General features: G+C 44.4%; 18 protein-coding genes. 3 read left to right on the top strand and 15 right to left on the bottom strand.

Translation table 11 applies throughout. The features are described 5' to 3' along the window. Positions 1 to 107 precede the first annotated feature (107 nt). Positions 108 to 1,421, bottom strand: a complete 1,314-nt coding sequence (locus BK127_RS04375; RefSeq protein ID WP_076228773.1) for a sensor histidine kinase — start codon at positions 1,419 to 1,421, stop codon at positions 108 to 110. Continuing rightward, complete coding sequence (locus BK127_RS04370; protein ID WP_076228772.1) at positions 1,414 to 2,106, bottom strand: response regulator transcription factor; 693 nt, start codon at positions 2,104 to 2,106, stop codon at positions 1,414 to 1,416. Before BK127_RS04370 ends, BK127_RS04375 begins: the two co-directional genes overlap by 8 nt. A 187-nt stretch (positions 2,107 to 2,293) precedes the next feature. Here BK127_RS04370 and BK127_RS04365 point away from each other — a divergent pair, with 187 nt between their 5' ends. The 3 genes from BK127_RS04365 to BK127_RS04355 are packed head-to-tail and all read left to right on the top strand — an operon-like array spanning position 2,294 to position 4,540. Then, positions 2,294 to 2,824 carry an FMN-binding protein gene (locus tag BK127_RS04365; RefSeq protein ID WP_076228771.1) on the top strand — a complete coding sequence of 177 codons (531 nt, stop codon included), beginning with the start codon at positions 2,294 to 2,296 and terminating at the stop codon, positions 2,822 to 2,824. Positions 2,825 to 2,826: 2 nt separating this feature from the next. After that, on the top strand, positions 2,827 to 3,738 hold the full coding sequence (locus tag BK127_RS04360) for an FAD:protein FMN transferase (protein WP_076228770.1): 912 nt from the start codon (positions 2,827 to 2,829) through the stop codon (positions 3,736 to 3,738). Next, positions 3,731 to 4,540, top strand: coding sequence for an RnfABCDGE type electron transport complex subunit D (locus tag BK127_RS04355; protein WP_076228769.1), 810 nt, complete (start codon positions 3,731 to 3,733; stop codon positions 4,538 to 4,540). The genes BK127_RS04360 and BK127_RS04355 overlap by 8 nt, the downstream gene beginning before the upstream one ends. Before the next feature lie 48 nt (positions 4,541 to 4,588). Here BK127_RS04355 and BK127_RS04350 read toward each other — a convergent pair whose 3' ends face one another. The 13 genes from BK127_RS04350 to trpB all read right to left on the bottom strand — a co-directional run bounded on the left by BK127_RS04350 (position 4,589) and on the right by trpB (position 18,247). Further along, positions 4,589 to 5,140 (bottom strand): hypothetical protein, encoded by a 552-nt coding sequence (locus BK127_RS04350; RefSeq protein WP_144026358.1) that lies wholly within the window; start codon positions 5,138 to 5,140, stop codon positions 4,589 to 4,591. Positions 5,141 to 5,229: 89 nt separating this feature from the next. Continuing rightward, the gene (locus BK127_RS04345; RefSeq protein WP_144026371.1) at positions 5,230 to 6,132 is read right to left on the bottom strand and encodes a cation diffusion facilitator family transporter; all 903 of its coding nucleotides are present in this window, start codon (positions 6,130 to 6,132) and stop codon (positions 5,230 to 5,232) included. Between the two features lie 212 nt (positions 6,133 to 6,344). Further along, entirely contained in the window at positions 6,345 to 7,463 is a 1,119-nt protein-coding gene (locus BK127_RS04340) for a GerAB/ArcD/ProY family transporter (protein ID WP_076228766.1), read from the bottom strand. Then, entirely contained in the window at positions 7,460 to 7,705 is a 246-nt protein-coding gene (locus BK127_RS42905) for a hypothetical protein (RefSeq protein ID WP_076228765.1), read from the bottom strand. The genes BK127_RS04340 and BK127_RS42905 overlap by 4 nt, the downstream gene beginning before the upstream one ends. A 32-nt stretch (positions 7,706 to 7,737) precedes the next feature. Further along, a complete protein-coding gene (locus BK127_RS04330; RefSeq protein WP_179097379.1) occupies positions 7,738 to 8,946 on the bottom strand; it encodes a Ger(x)C family spore germination protein in 1,209 nt (402 codons plus the stop codon). Then, positions 8,939 to 10,540 carry a spore germination protein gene (locus BK127_RS04325; protein WP_076228763.1) on the bottom strand — a complete coding sequence of 534 codons (1,602 nt, stop codon included), beginning with the start codon at positions 10,538 to 10,540 and terminating at the stop codon, positions 8,939 to 8,941. The genes BK127_RS04330 and BK127_RS04325 overlap by 8 nt, the downstream gene beginning before the upstream one ends. A 143-nt stretch (positions 10,541 to 10,683) precedes the next feature. Further along, positions 10,684 to 11,745: a dual-specificity RNA methyltransferase RlmN gene (gene rlmN, locus BK127_RS04320; RefSeq protein ID WP_076228762.1), complete on the bottom strand. Its 1,062-nt coding sequence runs from the start codon at positions 11,743 to 11,745 to the stop codon at positions 10,684 to 10,686. A 98-nt stretch (positions 11,746 to 11,843) separates the two neighbouring features. Then, positions 11,844 to 13,115: an MFS transporter gene (locus BK127_RS04315; RefSeq protein ID WP_076228761.1), complete on the bottom strand. Its 1,272-nt coding sequence runs from the start codon at positions 13,113 to 13,115 to the stop codon at positions 11,844 to 11,846. Positions 13,116 to 13,177: 62 nt separating this feature from the next. Further along, positions 13,178 to 13,600 (bottom strand): MarR family winged helix-turn-helix transcriptional regulator, encoded by a 423-nt coding sequence (locus tag BK127_RS04310; protein WP_076228760.1) that lies wholly within the window; start codon positions 13,598 to 13,600, stop codon positions 13,178 to 13,180. Between the two features lie 570 nt (positions 13,601 to 14,170). Beyond that, positions 14,171 to 15,418, bottom strand: coding sequence for an MFS transporter (locus tag BK127_RS04305; RefSeq protein WP_256711167.1), 1,248 nt, complete (start codon positions 15,416 to 15,418; stop codon positions 14,171 to 14,173). Between the two features lie 44 nt (positions 15,419 to 15,462). After that, on the bottom strand, positions 15,463 to 16,170 hold the full coding sequence (locus BK127_RS04300; RefSeq protein WP_076228759.1) for a FadR/GntR family transcriptional regulator: 708 nt from the start codon (positions 16,168 to 16,170) through the stop codon (positions 15,463 to 15,465). An 84-nt stretch (positions 16,171 to 16,254) separates the two neighbouring features. Then, positions 16,255 to 17,037: a tryptophan synthase subunit alpha gene (trpA, locus tag BK127_RS04295; protein WP_256711166.1), complete on the bottom strand. Its 783-nt coding sequence runs from the start codon at positions 17,035 to 17,037 to the stop codon at positions 16,255 to 16,257. Next, a complete protein-coding gene (trpB, locus tag BK127_RS04290) occupies positions 17,009 to 18,247 on the bottom strand; it encodes a tryptophan synthase subunit beta (protein WP_076228897.1) in 1,239 nt (412 codons plus the stop codon). The genes trpA and trpB overlap by 29 nt, the downstream gene beginning before the upstream one ends.

Raw genomic sequence — 18,247 nt, 5'->3', positions numbered from 1 at the left:
AGACTCCTCTACACAAAAATGCTGAACCATTTAGCTCTGATAACAGAACAGTTTATGATTCAGCCTAATTGTTTATGTCAGAAAAAGTATCCTGAAGGAGTGAATAGTCATCCCATTTCAGGGAGTCGGATGATAAATACGCTGCCTTGATCAACTGAGCTCTTGACCGTTAACTCGCCTCCATGATTATGCACAACTCGAGCTGCAATCGATAGTCCGAGGCCTGTTCCTCCAGATTCGCGTGACCTTGCCTTATCAACCCTATAAAACCGTTCGAATATATGAGGAATATCTTCCGCCGGGATTCCGCAGCCTCTGTCGGCAATCGTAATTTCGATTCCCCCTTTGGCGTAAGACTCTGAACGCACAATCACAGATCCTTCAACATCTGAAAATTTCACGGCATTGTCGAGAAGGATATATAACAGCTGACTGATCTGATCGGCATCCCCTTTGTAAGACAGGCCTTCTTTCAAGCTGTCCACGTGAGCCTCGATAAAGATTTGTTTGGCTTGTGCGGCAAGCCGCATACGATCCATTGTGCTCACAATGGTTTGACGAAGGTCGAATAGCTCCAACTGGCTTAGCTGCATAGCGGAATCACTTCGAGCCAGCAGCAGCAGATTTTCTGTGAGCCGAATCATCCGATGGATTTCATCCTTCATATGTCCCATAACCAATTGATGAATGGACGGCAGCTGCTGCTTTTGTTCCTCCAATATTTCCATAGATGCTTGCAGCACGCTAAGCGGCGTTCGCAGCTCATGGGAGGCGTCAGCAGTAAAGGCTTTTTGCCGCTCATAAGAACGAGTGATTGGAATCATCGCCCGTCCAGCCAAAATATAACCGAGGATCGAGGCCACAACCAGCAGCAGAATCGATACCCCGCCCAGCAGCCATCGCATTTCTGTAAGGAGGTGCTTTTGATTGCTGATATCCTCGGCAATGTACAACCTAATTCCGCGTAGATTGTTCATATCCATACTCATGACTGCATAGCTTCGGTTGTCAATCTCTATATGCTGCAGGACATAAGGCTTATTGTTGATAGCCTGAATCTGGATTTCTCTTAAGTAGCCTTCCGTAACTAATGGATTTCGTACTAAGGATTGCGACAGGATTTGACCATTCATATCTGTAACAACGGCAGCTTGGTTGCTTTGTAAAAACTCCCATTCCATTTTATGTGGTGGACGATTATCCTTCATATCTCTATTGTCATTCGTACCGCCGATTGGATTCGTCATCCTTCTTTGCCATTCCATTTGCGCTTTTGCTGAAGCTGCTTCAAGTCGTGTATGTTCATCTCTTGCAAGCACACCTGACAGCATCAAGTAAAAGGTTACAGCCATTATAATCAGAATTAGCCCGATAATCACACTATAAATGATAAAGAGATTTCTTCGTGTTTTTTTAATCATGTGAAACAGCCCCTGAATCCGAAAAACGATAGCCCCGTCCATGAACGCTTTGAATCACTTTGTTCGTGTAGGGATCGTCGATCTTCTTACGGAGCAGCTTTACAGTAGCATCTACCGCATTTAATGTCACATCAGCTTCGGTTCCCCACACATAATTCAAAATTCGCTCCCTGGATAATACCTGATCGGGGTTTCGCATCAGGAAGGATAGCAGCTGAAATTCCCTTTTCGTTAAATAGATCATGGACCCATCACGACTTGCCTCTTGCGTTTGCAAGTTTAGCTTCAAACTATGAGATGTGCAGCTTTCTTCGTATCCGCTTGTCTGTTTTCTACGATCCAACGCAGTCATACGGGCAAACAGCTCTTCAAAAGCAAACGGTTTGACCAAATAATCGTCTGCTCCATCCACCAAGCCCTTTACCCTGTCCTCGACAGCATCGCGTGCAGTCAGCATCAGTATGGCCGTGCTATCCTTCTGCTTCCTCCGCTCCTTACATAGCTCAAGTCCTGTTTTCCCCGGAATCATCCAATCCAAGATATAGAGATCGTACGCCTCTGCTGCAAATAAACATTCAGCTTCCTCCGAGTTCTTTGCCCAATCTACTTGGTGGCCTTCATGCTTAAGCTTGTATTCAATTAAAAAGCCGAGCTTGACGTCATCCTCCACCAGTAATATTCTCATGGCCCCGCCCTTCTTTCACGCTCCTATAGTTAACTATAAGCATAGCAAAATTCCATGAAAAAATAATGAAGAAATAGAACGACTTGTCCGATTTGCTAGCAGCCAAACTTTCATGATTTTTTCATTCACTTATCCTATGATCAATATATAAGAGCGTACTTAGGTACTTAAGAAAGGAAAATCAACTATGGCTATTATCGGAAAGAAGCTCATAGCATTATGTTCTACAGCAATTGGTATTGTGTATGCAGCTGGTTATGTCGTTACGGAACCGCAGAGCCTTCAGGCCATGCATCCAACAGAGTCCGTCATGACCTCAGCTACAAGCTCAAGCTCAAGTGAGCAGGTTCGACCTATAGATCGGCCGCAGCGACATTCAAGCTCGAACTCAAACTCAAGCCCCAAACCTTCCACCCCGACAGCAGTACAGCCTTCAGGTACGAACGCCAAATACAAGGATGGAAGCTACACCGGATCAGGAACTAACCGTTTTGGTACCGTAGAGGTGGCGGTAACGATTCAAAAGGGCAGCATCGCCAATGTGGAAATTACTCGCAGCGCTACGCGTTACCCCGTCACCTACATTGAGAGCTTACCGCAGCAAGTCATCGATAAGCAAAGTGCCAATATTGATACTGTCAGCAGAGCTACCAATAGCTCCAAAGATTTTATCGAAGCTGTTCAACAAGCATTAAATAAAGCACAGCAGCTGTCATGAAGATGAAAAGCGTAGTGCGTACTGCGATATGTATGGATACCCTGATTACGGTAAAAGTAGTTTCTGTCCATTCAGAGCAATTCATGCATCAAAGCATCGATCAGGTGTTTGATCTGTTTACCTTTGTGGAAGCAACCTGCAGCCGTTTTGATGAGAACAGCGAGATTAGAAAAATTAGCCACCATATAGGCTCAGCCGTTACGGTTAGTCCATTATTGTTTGAAGCGATACGCTTCTCCATAGAGCTGGCAGAGATGACGAATGGCGTTTTCGACCCAACAATAGGAAGACTTATGGAGGAAAAAGGGTTCGCCCGTCATTATTTGAATGGTAGTATCCCTCTGCCTATAACGGATGCAACACCCGCCGCGAGCTATAAGGATATTGAGATCGATGAAATTCGTCGGACTGTGAAGCTGTCAAAGCCCCTCGTCCTCGATCTGGGAGCCATTGCCAAAGGTATGGCTATCGATTTAGGCAAACGAATATTGGAAGGCTTCGAGGGATTTTATATCGATGCGGGTGGAGACATTTATGCTGGGGGCACGAATGAGAATCGTCAGCCTTGGCGAATAGGGATACGTCATCCCCTTGAAAAGGATCTTACGATTTGTACCCTAAGCATCAGCGATATGGCAGTGTGCACCTCGGGGAGCTATGAACGAATCAGCAAACACAGTGGGAACCACCATCTTATTAATCCTCTTAATCAAGCCTCCCGTGAAGATTTGTATAGCTGCACGGTTGTCGCCCCCTTCGCAATGCTTGCTGATGGCGCTTCTACGGCTGCTTTTGTGCTGGGATATGAACTAGGAAGGCAATGGCTAGACGAAGCAGAGCTTCAAGGACTGTGGATTACTTCTTCTTTACAGTTATATATGACAAACGACATGAAGAGGTATTGGTATGAGTGAAATCCATGAAAACAATAAACCGATGAATCGAAAACATCCTTTTTTGAAAACTCCCAAGGGCTATGTACTGATTATTCTGCTCGCTTTAACCGGGATCGCTTCCTTCGGCTCGTTGTCTTTCCAAGGCATTGTGAATATCGTGATCGCTGTTAGCACAGCCGGGGTACTGGATTACGGTTTGATGGACATGCTGAAACGAAAAAGACGTGTACCAGATGGTGCCATACTCACTGGCCTTATTATCGCGTTGGTATTAAGCCCCGCTTCCAGTTGGTTGATCACAGCTGCAGCAGTGGCTATCGCCATTATTTCCAAGCATGTACTCCGTATAAAGAAAAAACCTATTTTTAATCCTGCCGCGGTGGGTCTTCTCGCCGTCCTGCTGTTATTTTCCAGCGGACACGAATGGTGGGGTGGATTATCTGCACTTCCAGGATGGACCCTTGTATTTCTTGCTGTCGGAGGCTATCTGGTCGTTAATAAAGTGAATAAATTCCCACTAATTTTCGGTTTTCTCGGCACGTACTTTGCCTTATTTACAGCAATATCGTTCTATCATGCGCTCGATGTTAACGATATCTTTCGTATCCCTTTTATTAACGCTGTGTTGTTCCTCTCGTTCTTCATGCTCAGCGATCCACCGACCTCACCCGGCAAATATCGTGAGCAGATCCTGTTTGGAATGGTAGCTGCTATCACGAGTGTGGTTGTGAATGTATGGATCGGAGGCTTGTCCTTTTTACTCGCAGGGCTGCTGGTAGCTAATCTGGGGTATAGCCTGTATAGAGTAAGAAACCGTTAAGATTAGTACCTTATCTAAAAATAAAAACCTGGCCTATGGCCAGGTCTTCTATACAAAAGAATGAATGAGAAATAGTACCGCAAACGCTAGTCCAAATCGCAAATGCCACTTTCGATCCAACTTCTTGTATCTGAATAAACCTGAGACCGGAACCGGAAGAAGGGCTAACAAAGCCAGCAGTCCACTGATGTTATTGAAATTATACTTGAAGCCATACATGAATACTGCAACCACATGAAGTACAATGAATCCGATTGCTATGATGGCAATAGGCGTATGCAAAGACCGAATGGATCGCCACAGTGTGATTGTCCATTTTTTCAGGCTGCTCCAACGATCTACCAACCGCTTCTGCAAAACCAACATAAGCACATAGTTTGCGAGAACAACGAAAAGCGCAAGCCGCGCATTCGAACCATAATTTTTAAAAGTAAATTCGAATCTTTTGCTGTGCAGCACAGAAGCAGATAAATGAATCATACTCCAAAGCCCCCATATCATAATGAATAGGGACACAACTGCTGCCGCTAACAACCAGACTCGTTCTTTTTCCGGTATCCACGTTAATGGTCTTGAATGACGTTCATCTGTTGGTTTCATAAGTATGCTCCTACTATAACGCAGAGGTTATGGTTGATGCTTCTTATAATACCTAATTCCTATGAAAAAATAATGAAAATAACGTCAGCCTATCTGGATTCTGCTGGGTACCACGGGTTCAAATGAATTAACACTTCATCCACATCATTGTGGCTATCGATAATGGCACCTTTAATTTTGCGGGAAATATCATGACCCTCTTGAATGCTTAATTCACCCGGAATGCTTACCCTGACATCCACGAGTATGTAGTGACCGTGTTCTCTGGCGCGCAAGCGGTCGATTCGTTTCACTTGTGAGATGGTCTGGATCAAAGCCGCATATTCATTAAGTTTTTCGATACTTACAGTCTTATCCATCAGAATACCTACCGTTTCCAGCGACATTTCAATGGCAAGCTTTAATACTAATATCGACACAATGATACCCGCCGCGGGATCTCCATATGATAAATAAGGAATATGATACGTTTCCCCAATGAATGCGAGACCGATCCCGACAACCGCTGCAAGCGATGCATATACGTCAGCAAGATGATCATATGCGGTTGCAATTAACCCTTTGCTATTCGTCTGTTTACCAATTCGGATCGTATACACGTATAGGACCTGTTTCCATATTAAAGAGAGAGCCGCTGCAATTAAGGCGATAATACTCGCTTGTGAGGGCTCTTCAAAAAAAGCAGATACCGCCTCAAAGCCAATATACACAGCAGCTAGTCCCATAATAACCGCTACGATGCCAGAAGCGAGTACCTCTGCCTTTCCATGTCCATAAGGATGATCTTCATCGGCAGGCTGCTTGGATATACGCATGGAGCTCAACGCAGCTATAGTTGCAATAACATCACCCGCGTTATGGACCCCATCGGCCAGTAACACCGGGCTGTTAAATAATAGACCTACCAATAGCTTCATTACAGTGAGCAGCACATTGCTGATCAAGCTTATCCATACAGCAAGCATTGAAGCATCCTTCTTACCCAGCACCATCATTTATTCCCCCCACCAGAACTTTTTCCCTAAGGAAACAAAAAACCTTGACCGATTCCGGTCAAGGTTTAAGGACATTTTCGTATTGTTGTTATTCGGATATTCACAGAAACCACCACTATAAGTTAAGACATCCTCGCATTATAGCATATATGAATTGAAATTGTAAATATATGATGAATCGAGAGAGGGGGTGATGAAAGTGTTTCGATCTATTTCGCGGAATTCTGCGCGACTTCACTACCTTTTAATTTCCTCATCTTGGCTACACAGAGTAAAAGCAACGGAATAATCAATCCGTGAAACAGGCTGTAGATCGGATAAGCTCCCATTGAAAACCAAAAAAATTCACCTGTGTCTTTATAAACGATCATCGATAAAGCAACCACGATGAATGCGAATGGTAGAATGGTTACACGATAGCTTTTCATTTTGAAAAATTGCGCGATTGCCAGATTGGTAACATAAAAGCAAAAGGATAATTTCACAAATATGGTCATAATCCAGATGCCTCCTACCATAATCTCAACTCGCGATAAAAATTTGCCAATGACAATTTCTTTGGCTACGTCAAAGACGGCAAAAGTGCTTCTTGCTGTAATGTCCGCACCCAAAACCGATATGGTTATCAACACGATAATAGCACCGAATGCAATATTCATCATCATAAACAGGTTGAAGTACTTCCTCACCTTGTCCTGCCTGTTAACAAATGGTATTAGAAGCAAAAATATAACTAATTCGCTCATAGGGAATCCGAGCAGCGGATACATCGCTTTTATGGGTGGCATCCAGCCATCAGGTAATATGGGTAATAATCTGGCCAAATCGATATTTCCAATCAACAGTACACTTGCCAAAAAATAAATCAACAGTACCCATGGGAAAAATATTTCACTGGTTCTTGATAAAACCTCAAGTCCCAAATAGGCACCATAAACCACAGCGACCATAAATATAATATGGACAAATTGCATCGGTGTTTCTATGAGCACATGTGTGGTAATAAATCCGCCTACATTTCTAAGCACCAGTGCGCTAAGAAACATAAAATAAATCAAATACAGCAGACCGACCACTTTCCCGAGCCATTTCCCCAAAATGTGCTCCGTATATTGGATTACACTTTCATGAGGAAACATACGGGCAAGTTGTGTCCAAATTAGAATTAACAATAGTACTACAGGAACCGTTATCAGAATAGTAATCCATGCATCCTGTTTGGCTATAGTCGCAAGTAAGGAAGGCACCAATAAAACCGCACTTCCTAACGTGTACATGAAAACAATGATACCAAATTGCAAAAGGGATATTTTTCCATTCTCAATCATGAGGTACCTTCTTTCATCCATTTATCAATAGGGCTAACCAGTGGATTGAGGATGTTCCCAAGCACTTCGGCCGGGGTGGGAATTGGAAGATGGAGTCCCACCCCCATGTAAAATAGCATCGCAATGATCATGAACGAAGAAAAAACAATCATCTCCTTCTTGCTTTTGCGTTTCAGCAGTACACGACCCTCCAGGAAAATAATAGCTGCTCCAACTATGAGTACTCCCCAAACGGTAAGCATACCTATCTCTCCTCCTGATAACTTCCTGCCACCTATTTGTAATACGATTTATTGCGTATTCCTTCTCTTTTAATATTCGTATGGACCTCGATCTCTACAGGAATTTCAGCGAAGATATCTTCCCAATTGTTCTTATTTTGTTTCCAATAGCCCGGATCCGCTTTGTAAGTGTAATCAGCAAAACCGAATATATCCGTTTTCCATTTTTGCGCTTTATGGATTGCAGCAAGAATCTCGAGCTTCGTTTGATCATTCGTTTTCTTGGTTATTTCAGTAAAGGCTTCCTTGCTGGAAACATCCATATTCTCACAAAAATTTTCTCCGATATTGGCTTCTTGCTCTACACGAATCTTAATCAACGGTTTTCCTTCTTTAACCTTCGCCTTCACATTTGTTTTGGAGTGCATGATTTCAACAGTGACTTTGCCGGCTTGTTCACATGGAACATTGATAACCGTATTATTAATCTTGTCCTGAATCCATGTATTCCCTCTTGATTCCAGAGGCTCGAAGAAATGAATCAGTTTTTCATCCTTAAATACCGCCATGCCTCTTAGCTTTAAATACGTATCAATTTTGATTTTACTTACGCTTTCTTTACTATTGCCTTTGCTTTTATCCCCAATGATTTCAATGCTCCCAGCTACTATTTCTTTTTTTCCAGTCCCCATCATCTCAATGACATCACGAATATTCACCTTATAGGAGATTCCCAGGCTTTTTTCCACATTCCTGACATTTTGATTGATTTTGATACCGGGAATTTTGGCGATAGGCGTATTGATGCTTAGCACATCTTCCGCTTTGGCATCTTTGGCTATCAGCAGAAAAAAATCCGTACGGAGCTCAGGACTGCGATCGATATATTCAAATAACGGTCTAACTCCTTTACGGGCCAATTCTTCCCCTATGATAAGCACCTGATTGTGTGCAAAATATAATTTTCTTGAGTTTTTATTGATGATTTTCCGCGTCGCTTCCAATATCGTCTGACCTGTTTCTCTATAGGTAACCGTAGAACTGGCACCGCTCCCGCTGCTCTTATTCCCTCCGCTAGTCATTTCACTTGAATTTACGATTTGCACGGTAACGGCAATATCCTCTCCCTCGGCTTTATCCAAACCAATAGCGATGACGATGGAAAGCTCATCCAAATACTTGATATCCCAGCATCCCCCTAGAAGCATGGTAAGCAACAGCAGCAGGATCATCATATTGATTCGCAATCTGTGTTTATTCATCATCTCTAGAACGATCTCCAGGCGGTTTCTGCGGCTTTTGATCAGGAGCCTCACGCACTAAATTTTTACTTGCAAAATGAGGACGAGTATTCATAGCCCAAATGGGAAATCGAAATAAAGCATCCTTTTGCTCTGTGGCTATGAACGGTGAGAAAGGTTTTAAATAAGGAACCCCAAACGAACGTAAACTGCTAAGATGCAATACAAAAATGAGTAAGCCTACTGCAATTCCGTACATCCCCAGCGTACCGGCTAAAACCAAAAAAACAAAGCGCAGCAATCTCAGGGCAATACCAAAGTTAAAGGAAGGAATAACAAAATTAGTGATGGCTGTAAATGACACGACGATCACCATGGCTGGAGAGATAACGCCCGCTTCTACAGCAGACTGACCAATGACCAGAGCGCCAACAATAGAAATCGTATTACCTACGGTGCTTGGCATCCTGACTCCGGCTTCTCGCAGCACTTCAAATACAACTTCCATTAGAAAAGCTTCCAAAATGGGTGGAAAGGGTACACCTTCACGTTGAGCGGCCAAATTCAGCACCAGGGAGGTAGGCAGCGTTTCCTGATGATAGGAGGCTATCGCCACATAAAGGGAAGGGAATAGTAAAGCAATAAATAAGGAACAAAAGCGAAGTATCCGCAATAACGTACCAAAATCATAACGCTGGTAGTAGTCCTCAGCCGCTTGCAGAAAGCTGGTAAGCACTACAGGAACAAGCAGTACAAAAGGTGTTCCATCGACGAGGATAGCAATCCTCCCTTCAAGTAAACCGGCAGCTATTACATCCGGCCTTTCACTGTTAAAAACCGTCGGAAACGGCGTCCATACACCGTCCTGAATCAAGTCTTCTATATATCCCGATTCCAGGATCCCATCAACAAGTATCCCGTCCAGACGGTTTCTCACTTCTTGAACAATGCTTTCATTGGCAATTCCTTGTATATACATGATGCCAACTGTGGTAAGAGTCACTTCACCAATCGTTTTTTCTTCCAGCCATAATTTCGGGCTTTTTATTTTTCTGCGTATTAATGAAGTGTTGGTACGAAAGGATTCTGTGAAGCCCTCTTTCGGTCCGCGGATGACAGTTTGAGTGGAAGGCTCCGTAATACTCCGGTTTTCGCCTCCTCTGGTTCCAGCAGCTAACGCTATATCACAGCCATCCAGCATAAGAACAGAATCTCCAGATAACACAGCAAGATAAAGCTGCTTCCAATCCGAAAGTTCTCTTATATCCCAAAAAGTGACTAACTGTTCCTTGACGGTTTGGACTATCGTTTCCGGGTTATTCTGGTTGGGGATCAAAGTCTTATCCTGAGCATGCATCGAGCTTTTTACAACAAAATCAGAAACAGTTATCGGGTCACATAAACCATCGGTACATACAACAGCAGCCTGAATACCCCCGGCAATTTGAAATTCCCTGAAGATGACATCGGAGCTATTGCCTAATACGGTTTTTATGGTGTCCATATTATTGTGCAGATTGGGATGAAGATTTTCTTTCTGGAATGGCTGGAAGTCTTGATTTTCCTGGATTTCGGCGCGGGATGATTTCTTGTATTTTAAAAAATTAGTAAACATGCCTGATCCCCCATTTCATAAGAAGCTTAGTTTATTATTCCAATACCTCCAACATTTATCCCGCAGCCATAACAAAAAGACCCAACATCAAGTTGATGTGGGCCTTACGATTCGATATGCTGCCAAGCTCGATCTGTGTAGTGTTATTGTGCTTGCGCCACTTGAATTTGTTTACTTCGCAGCTGTCCGCAAGCGGCATCAATATCCGTACCATGCTCATGACGGATACCACAGTTAATGCCTCTCTTCTTCAAGGTATCATAAAAAGCCAGCACCGACTCCTGATCGCTTCTTTGATATTGACTGTGCTCATCCACAGGATTGTAGGGGATCAGGTTCACATAATGTCTTCTGTTACCAAGCAGATCGGCCAATTCCTCAGCTTCCTGCCTATGATCATTGACATCTTTGAGCAAAATATATTCAAATGTAATTTTCCGATTCGCTTTTTCCAAATAATAATCAACGGACTGCATTAATTTTTCAATCGGAATGGCTTTGTTGATTTTCATAATACGGGTTCGAAGCTCATTATTTGGTGCATGCAAGGAAATTGCCAGGTTGACCGGCAGCTTCGTGTCGGCAAATTCGACTATTTTATTAGCAAGTCCACTCGTCGATACCGTAATATGTCTGGCCGCAATCGTAAGTCCTTTTCGATCCGTGGCGATTTTCAGGAAATTCATCATATTCTCAAAATTATCAAAGGGCTCGCCAATCCCCATGACCACAAGATGACTCACCACTTTACCTGGCTCTTCTATGTCCAGATGATGCTGTACGTTCATAATTTGCTCGATGATTTCCCCGCCGGTTAAATCTCTTTTTTTGGCTAACAAGCCGCTCGCACAAAAGCTGCAGCCGATGTTACAGCCAACCTGCGTGGTGACGCAAACCGATAAACCGTATTTGTGCCGCATCATAACCGTTTCAATCAGATTGCCATCCTTCAGCTTGAACAAAAACTTTCTCGTACCGTCCGCCGATTCCTGCTTGATATGCTGTTGCAAAGTGTGGATTACAAAATGATCCGCCAATACTTGAACACAATCAGGATTGACATCCGTCATCTCAAAAAAGTCTGTTACCCGTTTTTTATATAGCCAATCCCAGACTTGTGCCGCTCGAAATTTTTTATGCCCGTGCTCCAGAAGCCACGCAGTCAGTTGATCAAATGTTAATCCGAAAATGGATTCCTTGTTCATTCGTTACCCTCTTTTCAAAAACTTCAAATTCCCTTCTATTTTACTTAAGCTGGCTCCAAGTAGCAATCTGTTTATTTCAATATCTGATACATGGCTGCTCACGCCTGAGTCTGCTGCGCTGCACTGGTGCTTTGGGAAATGCGTATCGCCATGAGCGCGGCAAATAAGCAAACGAAACCAGCCGCAACAAAAGGAACTGTATAGCTGCCTAGCAGCTCTCTCATCACACCTGCTCCATAAGCAGCCACCGAAGCGCCGATTTGATGCGCCACCACGATCCAGCCAAAGATCATCCCCGCTTTTTCCTTGCCAAATTCCATGGATGCCAGTTTAACGGTAGGCGGTACGGTTGCAATCCAATCCAGACCATAAAAAACAGTGAAAATCATGAGTACCGCAGGACTTGCATTCAAAGCAAACGGTAAGAATAGTAACGAAAGTCCACGAAGACCATAATACGTAAACAGCAGCTTGCGATTATCGTAACGGTCTGACAGCCAACCGGACAATGTCGTACCGACCAGGTCAAACAAACCCATCATGGCGAGCAAGCCCGCTGCCATAACTTCTGGTATCCCATAGTCACCGCACGCCGGGATGAGATGGGTACCAATCAAGCCATTGGTCGAAAAACCACAGAAAAAGAAGGTTCCCGCCAGCAGCCAAAAAGTTTTGTTCTTTAAAGCAGAACGCAGTGCCAATAGAGGTGTCAGAAACAAATTCCCCTGGAATGGAACGGGCTTGACAAGTTCCTCTGTCCCATAGGGTGCGGCCCCCACATCATACGGAGAATTTCGCATCCATATAGCAACGATGACCAACAGGACTAGAAGCGCCGCAACAGCTGTATAAATCGCATATCTCCAGCCCACTGCAACCGTAATTTGAGCCAACATGGGAAGGAATAGCAGCTGCCCTGTAGCAGCGCTTGCCGTAAGCAATCCAACCACGAGTCCCCTGCGTTTAACGAACCATTGATTCGTAACGGTTACACCCAATACGTTCGCCATCATGCCTGTGGCAAGTCCTGCGACCAATCCCCATAACAGCTCAAACTGCCAGAGTGCAGTCATATAAGGCGTAATCAGGAGACTGCCAGCCAATACGGCCAGTGATGCGACCATCACTCTTCGAATGCCGAACTTTTGCAGAAATGCTGCCGAGAATGGTCCTACTAATCCGTATAAAAATATACCAATCGAGATGACGCTGGATATGCCTCCGCGGCTCCATCCGAACTCTTTTTCAAATGGCAGCATGAAAATACTTGGCATGGAACGAATACCCGCAGATACAAGCAGCGTTACGAAGGTGATCAGGACAACCACCCATCCGTAATACACTTTTGAAGACTTAAACCCTGTTGTCATATTGCTGGACACTCCCGACATTTTCAATTTTTGTTGTACATACAATATTGGTTCAAAAAAATTTATTTCTCCAACAGCTCGCTGCTTGCTACGATATCCTTGGATAACAAATCTGCGGCTTCTTTGCCGAGAATAGCATCATATCTATTGTGCAAGTTTCGCGACGATTGACGAATCGAGTCCTCCAGCTCTTTCCCTTTAGTCGTTGGATAGACCAATACCGTCTTACCCTGCACCTTACGTTCCACTAATTGCTTGCCTTCTAATTTATCGATAAAACGTGTAAGCGTGGAGGGCGTGATATGCAGCTTTTCAGATAATTCCTTTTGAGATATTCCCGGGTCTCCAATAACGAGACGAATCAGATAACCGTACATGGGACTCAAACCGGTCGGAGCAAATTCCTCTTCAGCCATTTTTGTAATCGCCCTGCTCAAACGGTTTGCAGTAAAAAACAAGCAATCGAACAAAAATTGATCTTTCATGAGTAACAGCTCCTCTTCTTATTTTGTATGTACAACAAATATAAAACAGGGTACAATTATTGTCAATCTATTTTTTTTGACGAATACAATGGCAAGTTCATTAAGAGCAGGCATAAAGCATAACGATGAGTAAATAGGTAATTTGATTGGATACCATCTAGAATTTATGAATAAGCATGGCCATTCAACATCGGCCAAAGATTTTGCAGCGCAGACTCAATTTTTCCTAAATGATGACTTTCATCTTAAGATGCTGGAAGATCAGTAAACCGGGTTGGTTAATATCTTTTTGCAGCGGCAGAGTCATTTGTTGCAACAAATCAATAAAGCATGCCCGGCTTTAAATGCTGGAATAAAAACCCAGAATGAGGCTGGGTCCTTGTCTAAATCCATTCCTTGGCTCGTTGGCGAGGGCTTGGATATGGTATGGGGTTCCAGCCCCATACCCATATCCTCTCTCCTTCTTTTGATTTGGTCTTCTACTCCTTACCCCAAAACCTATCTTCGATCGGGTATTCATAGACATGAACCTAACAACCCCGCTTGCTGCTTTGTCAGTTCACTTGCACTTTAATTAGTCACCGCTTGCTTGGAATCTACAGAAACGAGATTAAGCCGCGCATCCGTAGGCAGAAAAGCAGCAAGCAAGCCGATCAACGGTAAATACGCACACAGCTGAATAACAAAGGAAATGCTGGTCGCATCAGCAACAGTACCCAACACAGCGGAACCGATGCCGCCAAGACCAAAAGCCAACCCGAAAAACAATCCGGATACCGTCCCCACCTTACCTGGCAGCAGCTCCTGTGCGTATACGACAATAACGGAAAATCCCGACAATAAGATAAACCCGATTATCACACAAAGCACTGCGGACCAGAACAAGCTCACATATGGAAGCAGCAAGGAGAATGGCGCTGTCCCAAGAATCGAAAACCAGATCATATTACGTCTTCCAAACCGATCAGCCATCGGCCCACCAAGAAACGTTCCTACCGCACCGGCTGCCAGCAAAGCAAAAATAAATACTTGTGCATACTCCGTGGAAATTTTAAAATGATCGATCAAATAAAAGGCATAAAAGCCTGTCATGCTGGCCACATACACAAATTTGGAAAAAAGTAGCATGATTAATATGCACATTGCATAAGCAATCATCGATTTTGGCAGGTTGTTTCTAACGACTTTGACTGCCTTTTTGATTGTCGACTGCCTGGTCATATAACCGCGATACCATTTGGCTACAAAGATTTGAACCAATATCGCGGCCAATGCTGCTATCGTAAACCAGATGATTCCAAATTGACCGAGAGGTACAAATATAAGTGCTGTAAATACGGGTGCTAGCGCCTGACCAATGTTCCCGCCCGTCTGAAAAATAGATTGTGCCAAGCCTCTACGTGGACCTGCAGCCAAATAGGCGACACGGGATGCCTCAGGATGCAGTACGGATGAGCCGAGCCCGATCAGTATTACCGCTATAATCACCTGTGCAAATGAGCCTGCAAAAGCCAATACGACCATCCCAAGAAGGGAAAACACTACCCCGGCTGGAAGCAAAAAGGGCTTGGGCTTGGCATCGGTATAAAGACCGATCAGCGGTTGAAACATCGATGCGGTTACGTTCAAGGTAAAGGCAATCCAGCCAATCTGGGAAAAGCTCAGCTTCAGGGATTCATGTAGAATCGGAAAAATAGCGGGAATAACGGATTGAATCGAATCATTTAATAAATGGACCAGACTGATTGCGAACAAAACGGAGAAAACCGTCGTATTTTGTGGATTGCTTGCCGCAGGCGTTTTTACCATAAAATTCATACCTTTCATCTTATCATCTGATGTTTAAAAGCAAGGAAAGGCCATTACTCCATTCCCAAATACCTTTGAAGCTCTGCAATGGTACCATCCAAATTTTGTGAAGTCCAATGCACTGCTGCCTGTACATCCTTTTCCTGAATCGATTGATACAGTCGTTCGTGGAACAACGTATGCGGATCATGTCCGACTTGATATTTCGCCAGCTTCTGAATGGCGTCCAGCAAAACGGTTGAGAACGTACGGTACAAATCGATAACGACACTGTTCTTACTTGCGACAGCTACCGATAAATGAAAATCGATATCAGAGTGCAAGTAGGCCTCGGTATCCCCTCTGTCCAACGCAGCTGAACGATTGTCCAGATGACTTCTCATTTTCTCAAGATCGTCTTCGTCGCGGCGGCTGGCGGCCAATCTGGATATTTCCAGCTCCAGCATTTTTCTAACCTCATACACCTCCAATATTTCCGCTCTCCGTAACCGATGGACGAGTGGCTCCTGAATAACAGAATTGGACGTCAAATACGTACCAAATCCCTGCTTCTTCTCCAGCAACCCTGCATGAACGAGCACTCTTACGGCTTCACGAATCGTGGAACGGCCCACTCCGAATTGCTCCATGAGCTCGGGCTCCGTAGGAATTTTATCGCCTTGCCTGATGTCACCGCTGGATATTTTCTTCTGCAGTTGAATGACAACGTCGTCAACCAGCTTGGGACGATTCAGTGATTGAAATGTTACCTTAGAATTCATCTGATCATCTCCTTTTGTGCATATTACCATAAGTGTCTAAATTTTATCAAGAAAAAAATAATTTGTCATGTATCACAAGCTATATTACAGATCCGCCAAGGAAGCCAGAAATTCCTCTACACGACGAAGCCCGCCTTCTTCAAGCAGCTTGAGTAACTGACTCCCGATGATCGCGATATCGCTTTTGCCGATTAAATATTCCACATCGCTGCGCTGCTGGATACCGAAGCCGACCCCGATCGGAGTTAAAGCATGTTCACTGCAATAACCCAAAAATTGTGTTGTTGCTTCGTCAAATATGGTTTGCGTGCCTGTAAGTCCTTTGCGGGCCACACAATACAGCATGCCTCCGGTTTGACTGGCAACATAGGCGAACCGTTCCTCCGTCGTATAAGGCGTAACCAGTAATATAGGCTCCACACCATAGCTCCGGCATGCCCTCAAGAAAATTTCACTTTCTTCGGGATAAGCATCCGGGACTATTAAACCACTGACCCCAATAGTTGCACACTTTTCCACAAAGCGCTCCACGCCATATTGATAGAGCACATTATAGTAGGTCATGAAAATAAACGGAATATCAAAGTCCAAGATAACACGCTCGGCAAAAGCCAAGCATTGTTCAACCGTCGTGCCCCACTCCAGAGCACCTTGATTCGCTCGAAGAAAAATCGGTCCATCCGCGATAGGCTCAGAAAAGGGAATCTGAAGCTCGATCAAATCAATACCATACTGGTGCAGCAGATTAATCATCTTATAGTTGGTCTCAAAATCGGGATAGCCTAATATTTGATGAGCCATAATGCGGATTTTTTTATCCGTCTGGCGAGACAAATATTCAGCTAGTGGCGTTGGCATATTGCTCATTCTTGCGTGCGATAAATGCTGTCCATTCGTCATCCTGCAATCCCTCCGCTATATTAAATATATCTTTGTCGCCCCTACCGGACATATTGATAATAACGATTTCCTGATTCGTTGTTTGCTCGATTTCCCGAAAAGCTCCGGCGAATGCGTGGGTTGATTCGAGTGCAGGAACCAGCCCTTCCTTCGTCATAATCAGCTTCAATGCATCAATAACCTCAACATCGGTAGCTGCCTCGAATCGCACGCGGCCTTGTTCGGCCAGATCTGCGAGAATAGGCGAGACTCCTGTGTAGTCAAGTCCTGCTGCGATACTGTAAGTATCCCGCATCTGGCCGTCCTTATTTTGCAGAAATAAGGTTTTATAGCCCTGTGCAATCCCGGTTGTCCCCTGTCCATAAGCAATACGAGAAGCATGTAAGCCCGAAGCCATTCCTTTACCTCCAGCCTCCACACCGATAAGCTCGACTTCAGGATGCGGCATAAATGCCTGAAACACACCCAGGGCGTTCGATCCTCCACCCACGCAAGCATACACGCGGTCGGGAAGTCTATTAGCAGCTTGCATGATTTGCTCCTTCGCTTCCTTCCCGATGATCGACTGGAAATAAGCGACTATGCTTGGGAATGGATGTGCGCCGGAAGCCGTTCCCAGCAAGTAATGGGTATGCTCAAACGATGAAACCCAATCGCGGAGAGCCTCGTTAATCGCATCCTTCAGCGTTCGGGAACCGTAATCAACAGGCACGACCTCAGCCCCATAACGCTTCATCCAAAATACATTGGCATATTGCCGCTCCATATCCTCGCGTCCCATGTAAATGGTTGCACTCAGTCCAAGCTTGGCGGCCACAATTGCGGTAGCCACACCATGCTGCCCTGCACCGGTTTCGGCAATAACACGTGTTTTGTTCATACGCTTGGCTAACAAGCCTTGTCCGAGTGCATTGTTAATTTTATGAGCGCCGGAGTGATTCAGATCTTCCCGTTTAATATAGATACGTGCCTTACCATAATGTTTGGTCAGCCCTTCCGCATAAGTCAAAGGAGTTGGTCTTCCCGAAAAACCAGCCAGCATGCTCAGATAGGATTGCCAAAATGCCGAATCCTGCTTGATTTGTTCAAAATGCTCATTCAACTCAGCAAATGCCGGAACCAATATTTCCGGAATAAAAGAGCCTCCAAACGCTCCGTAGTATCCTTGCTGCTCCAT

It is taken from the genome of Paenibacillus sp. FSL H7-0331 (assembly GCF_001956045.1).
This window is presented reverse-complemented; position numbering and strand designations above follow the sequence as displayed.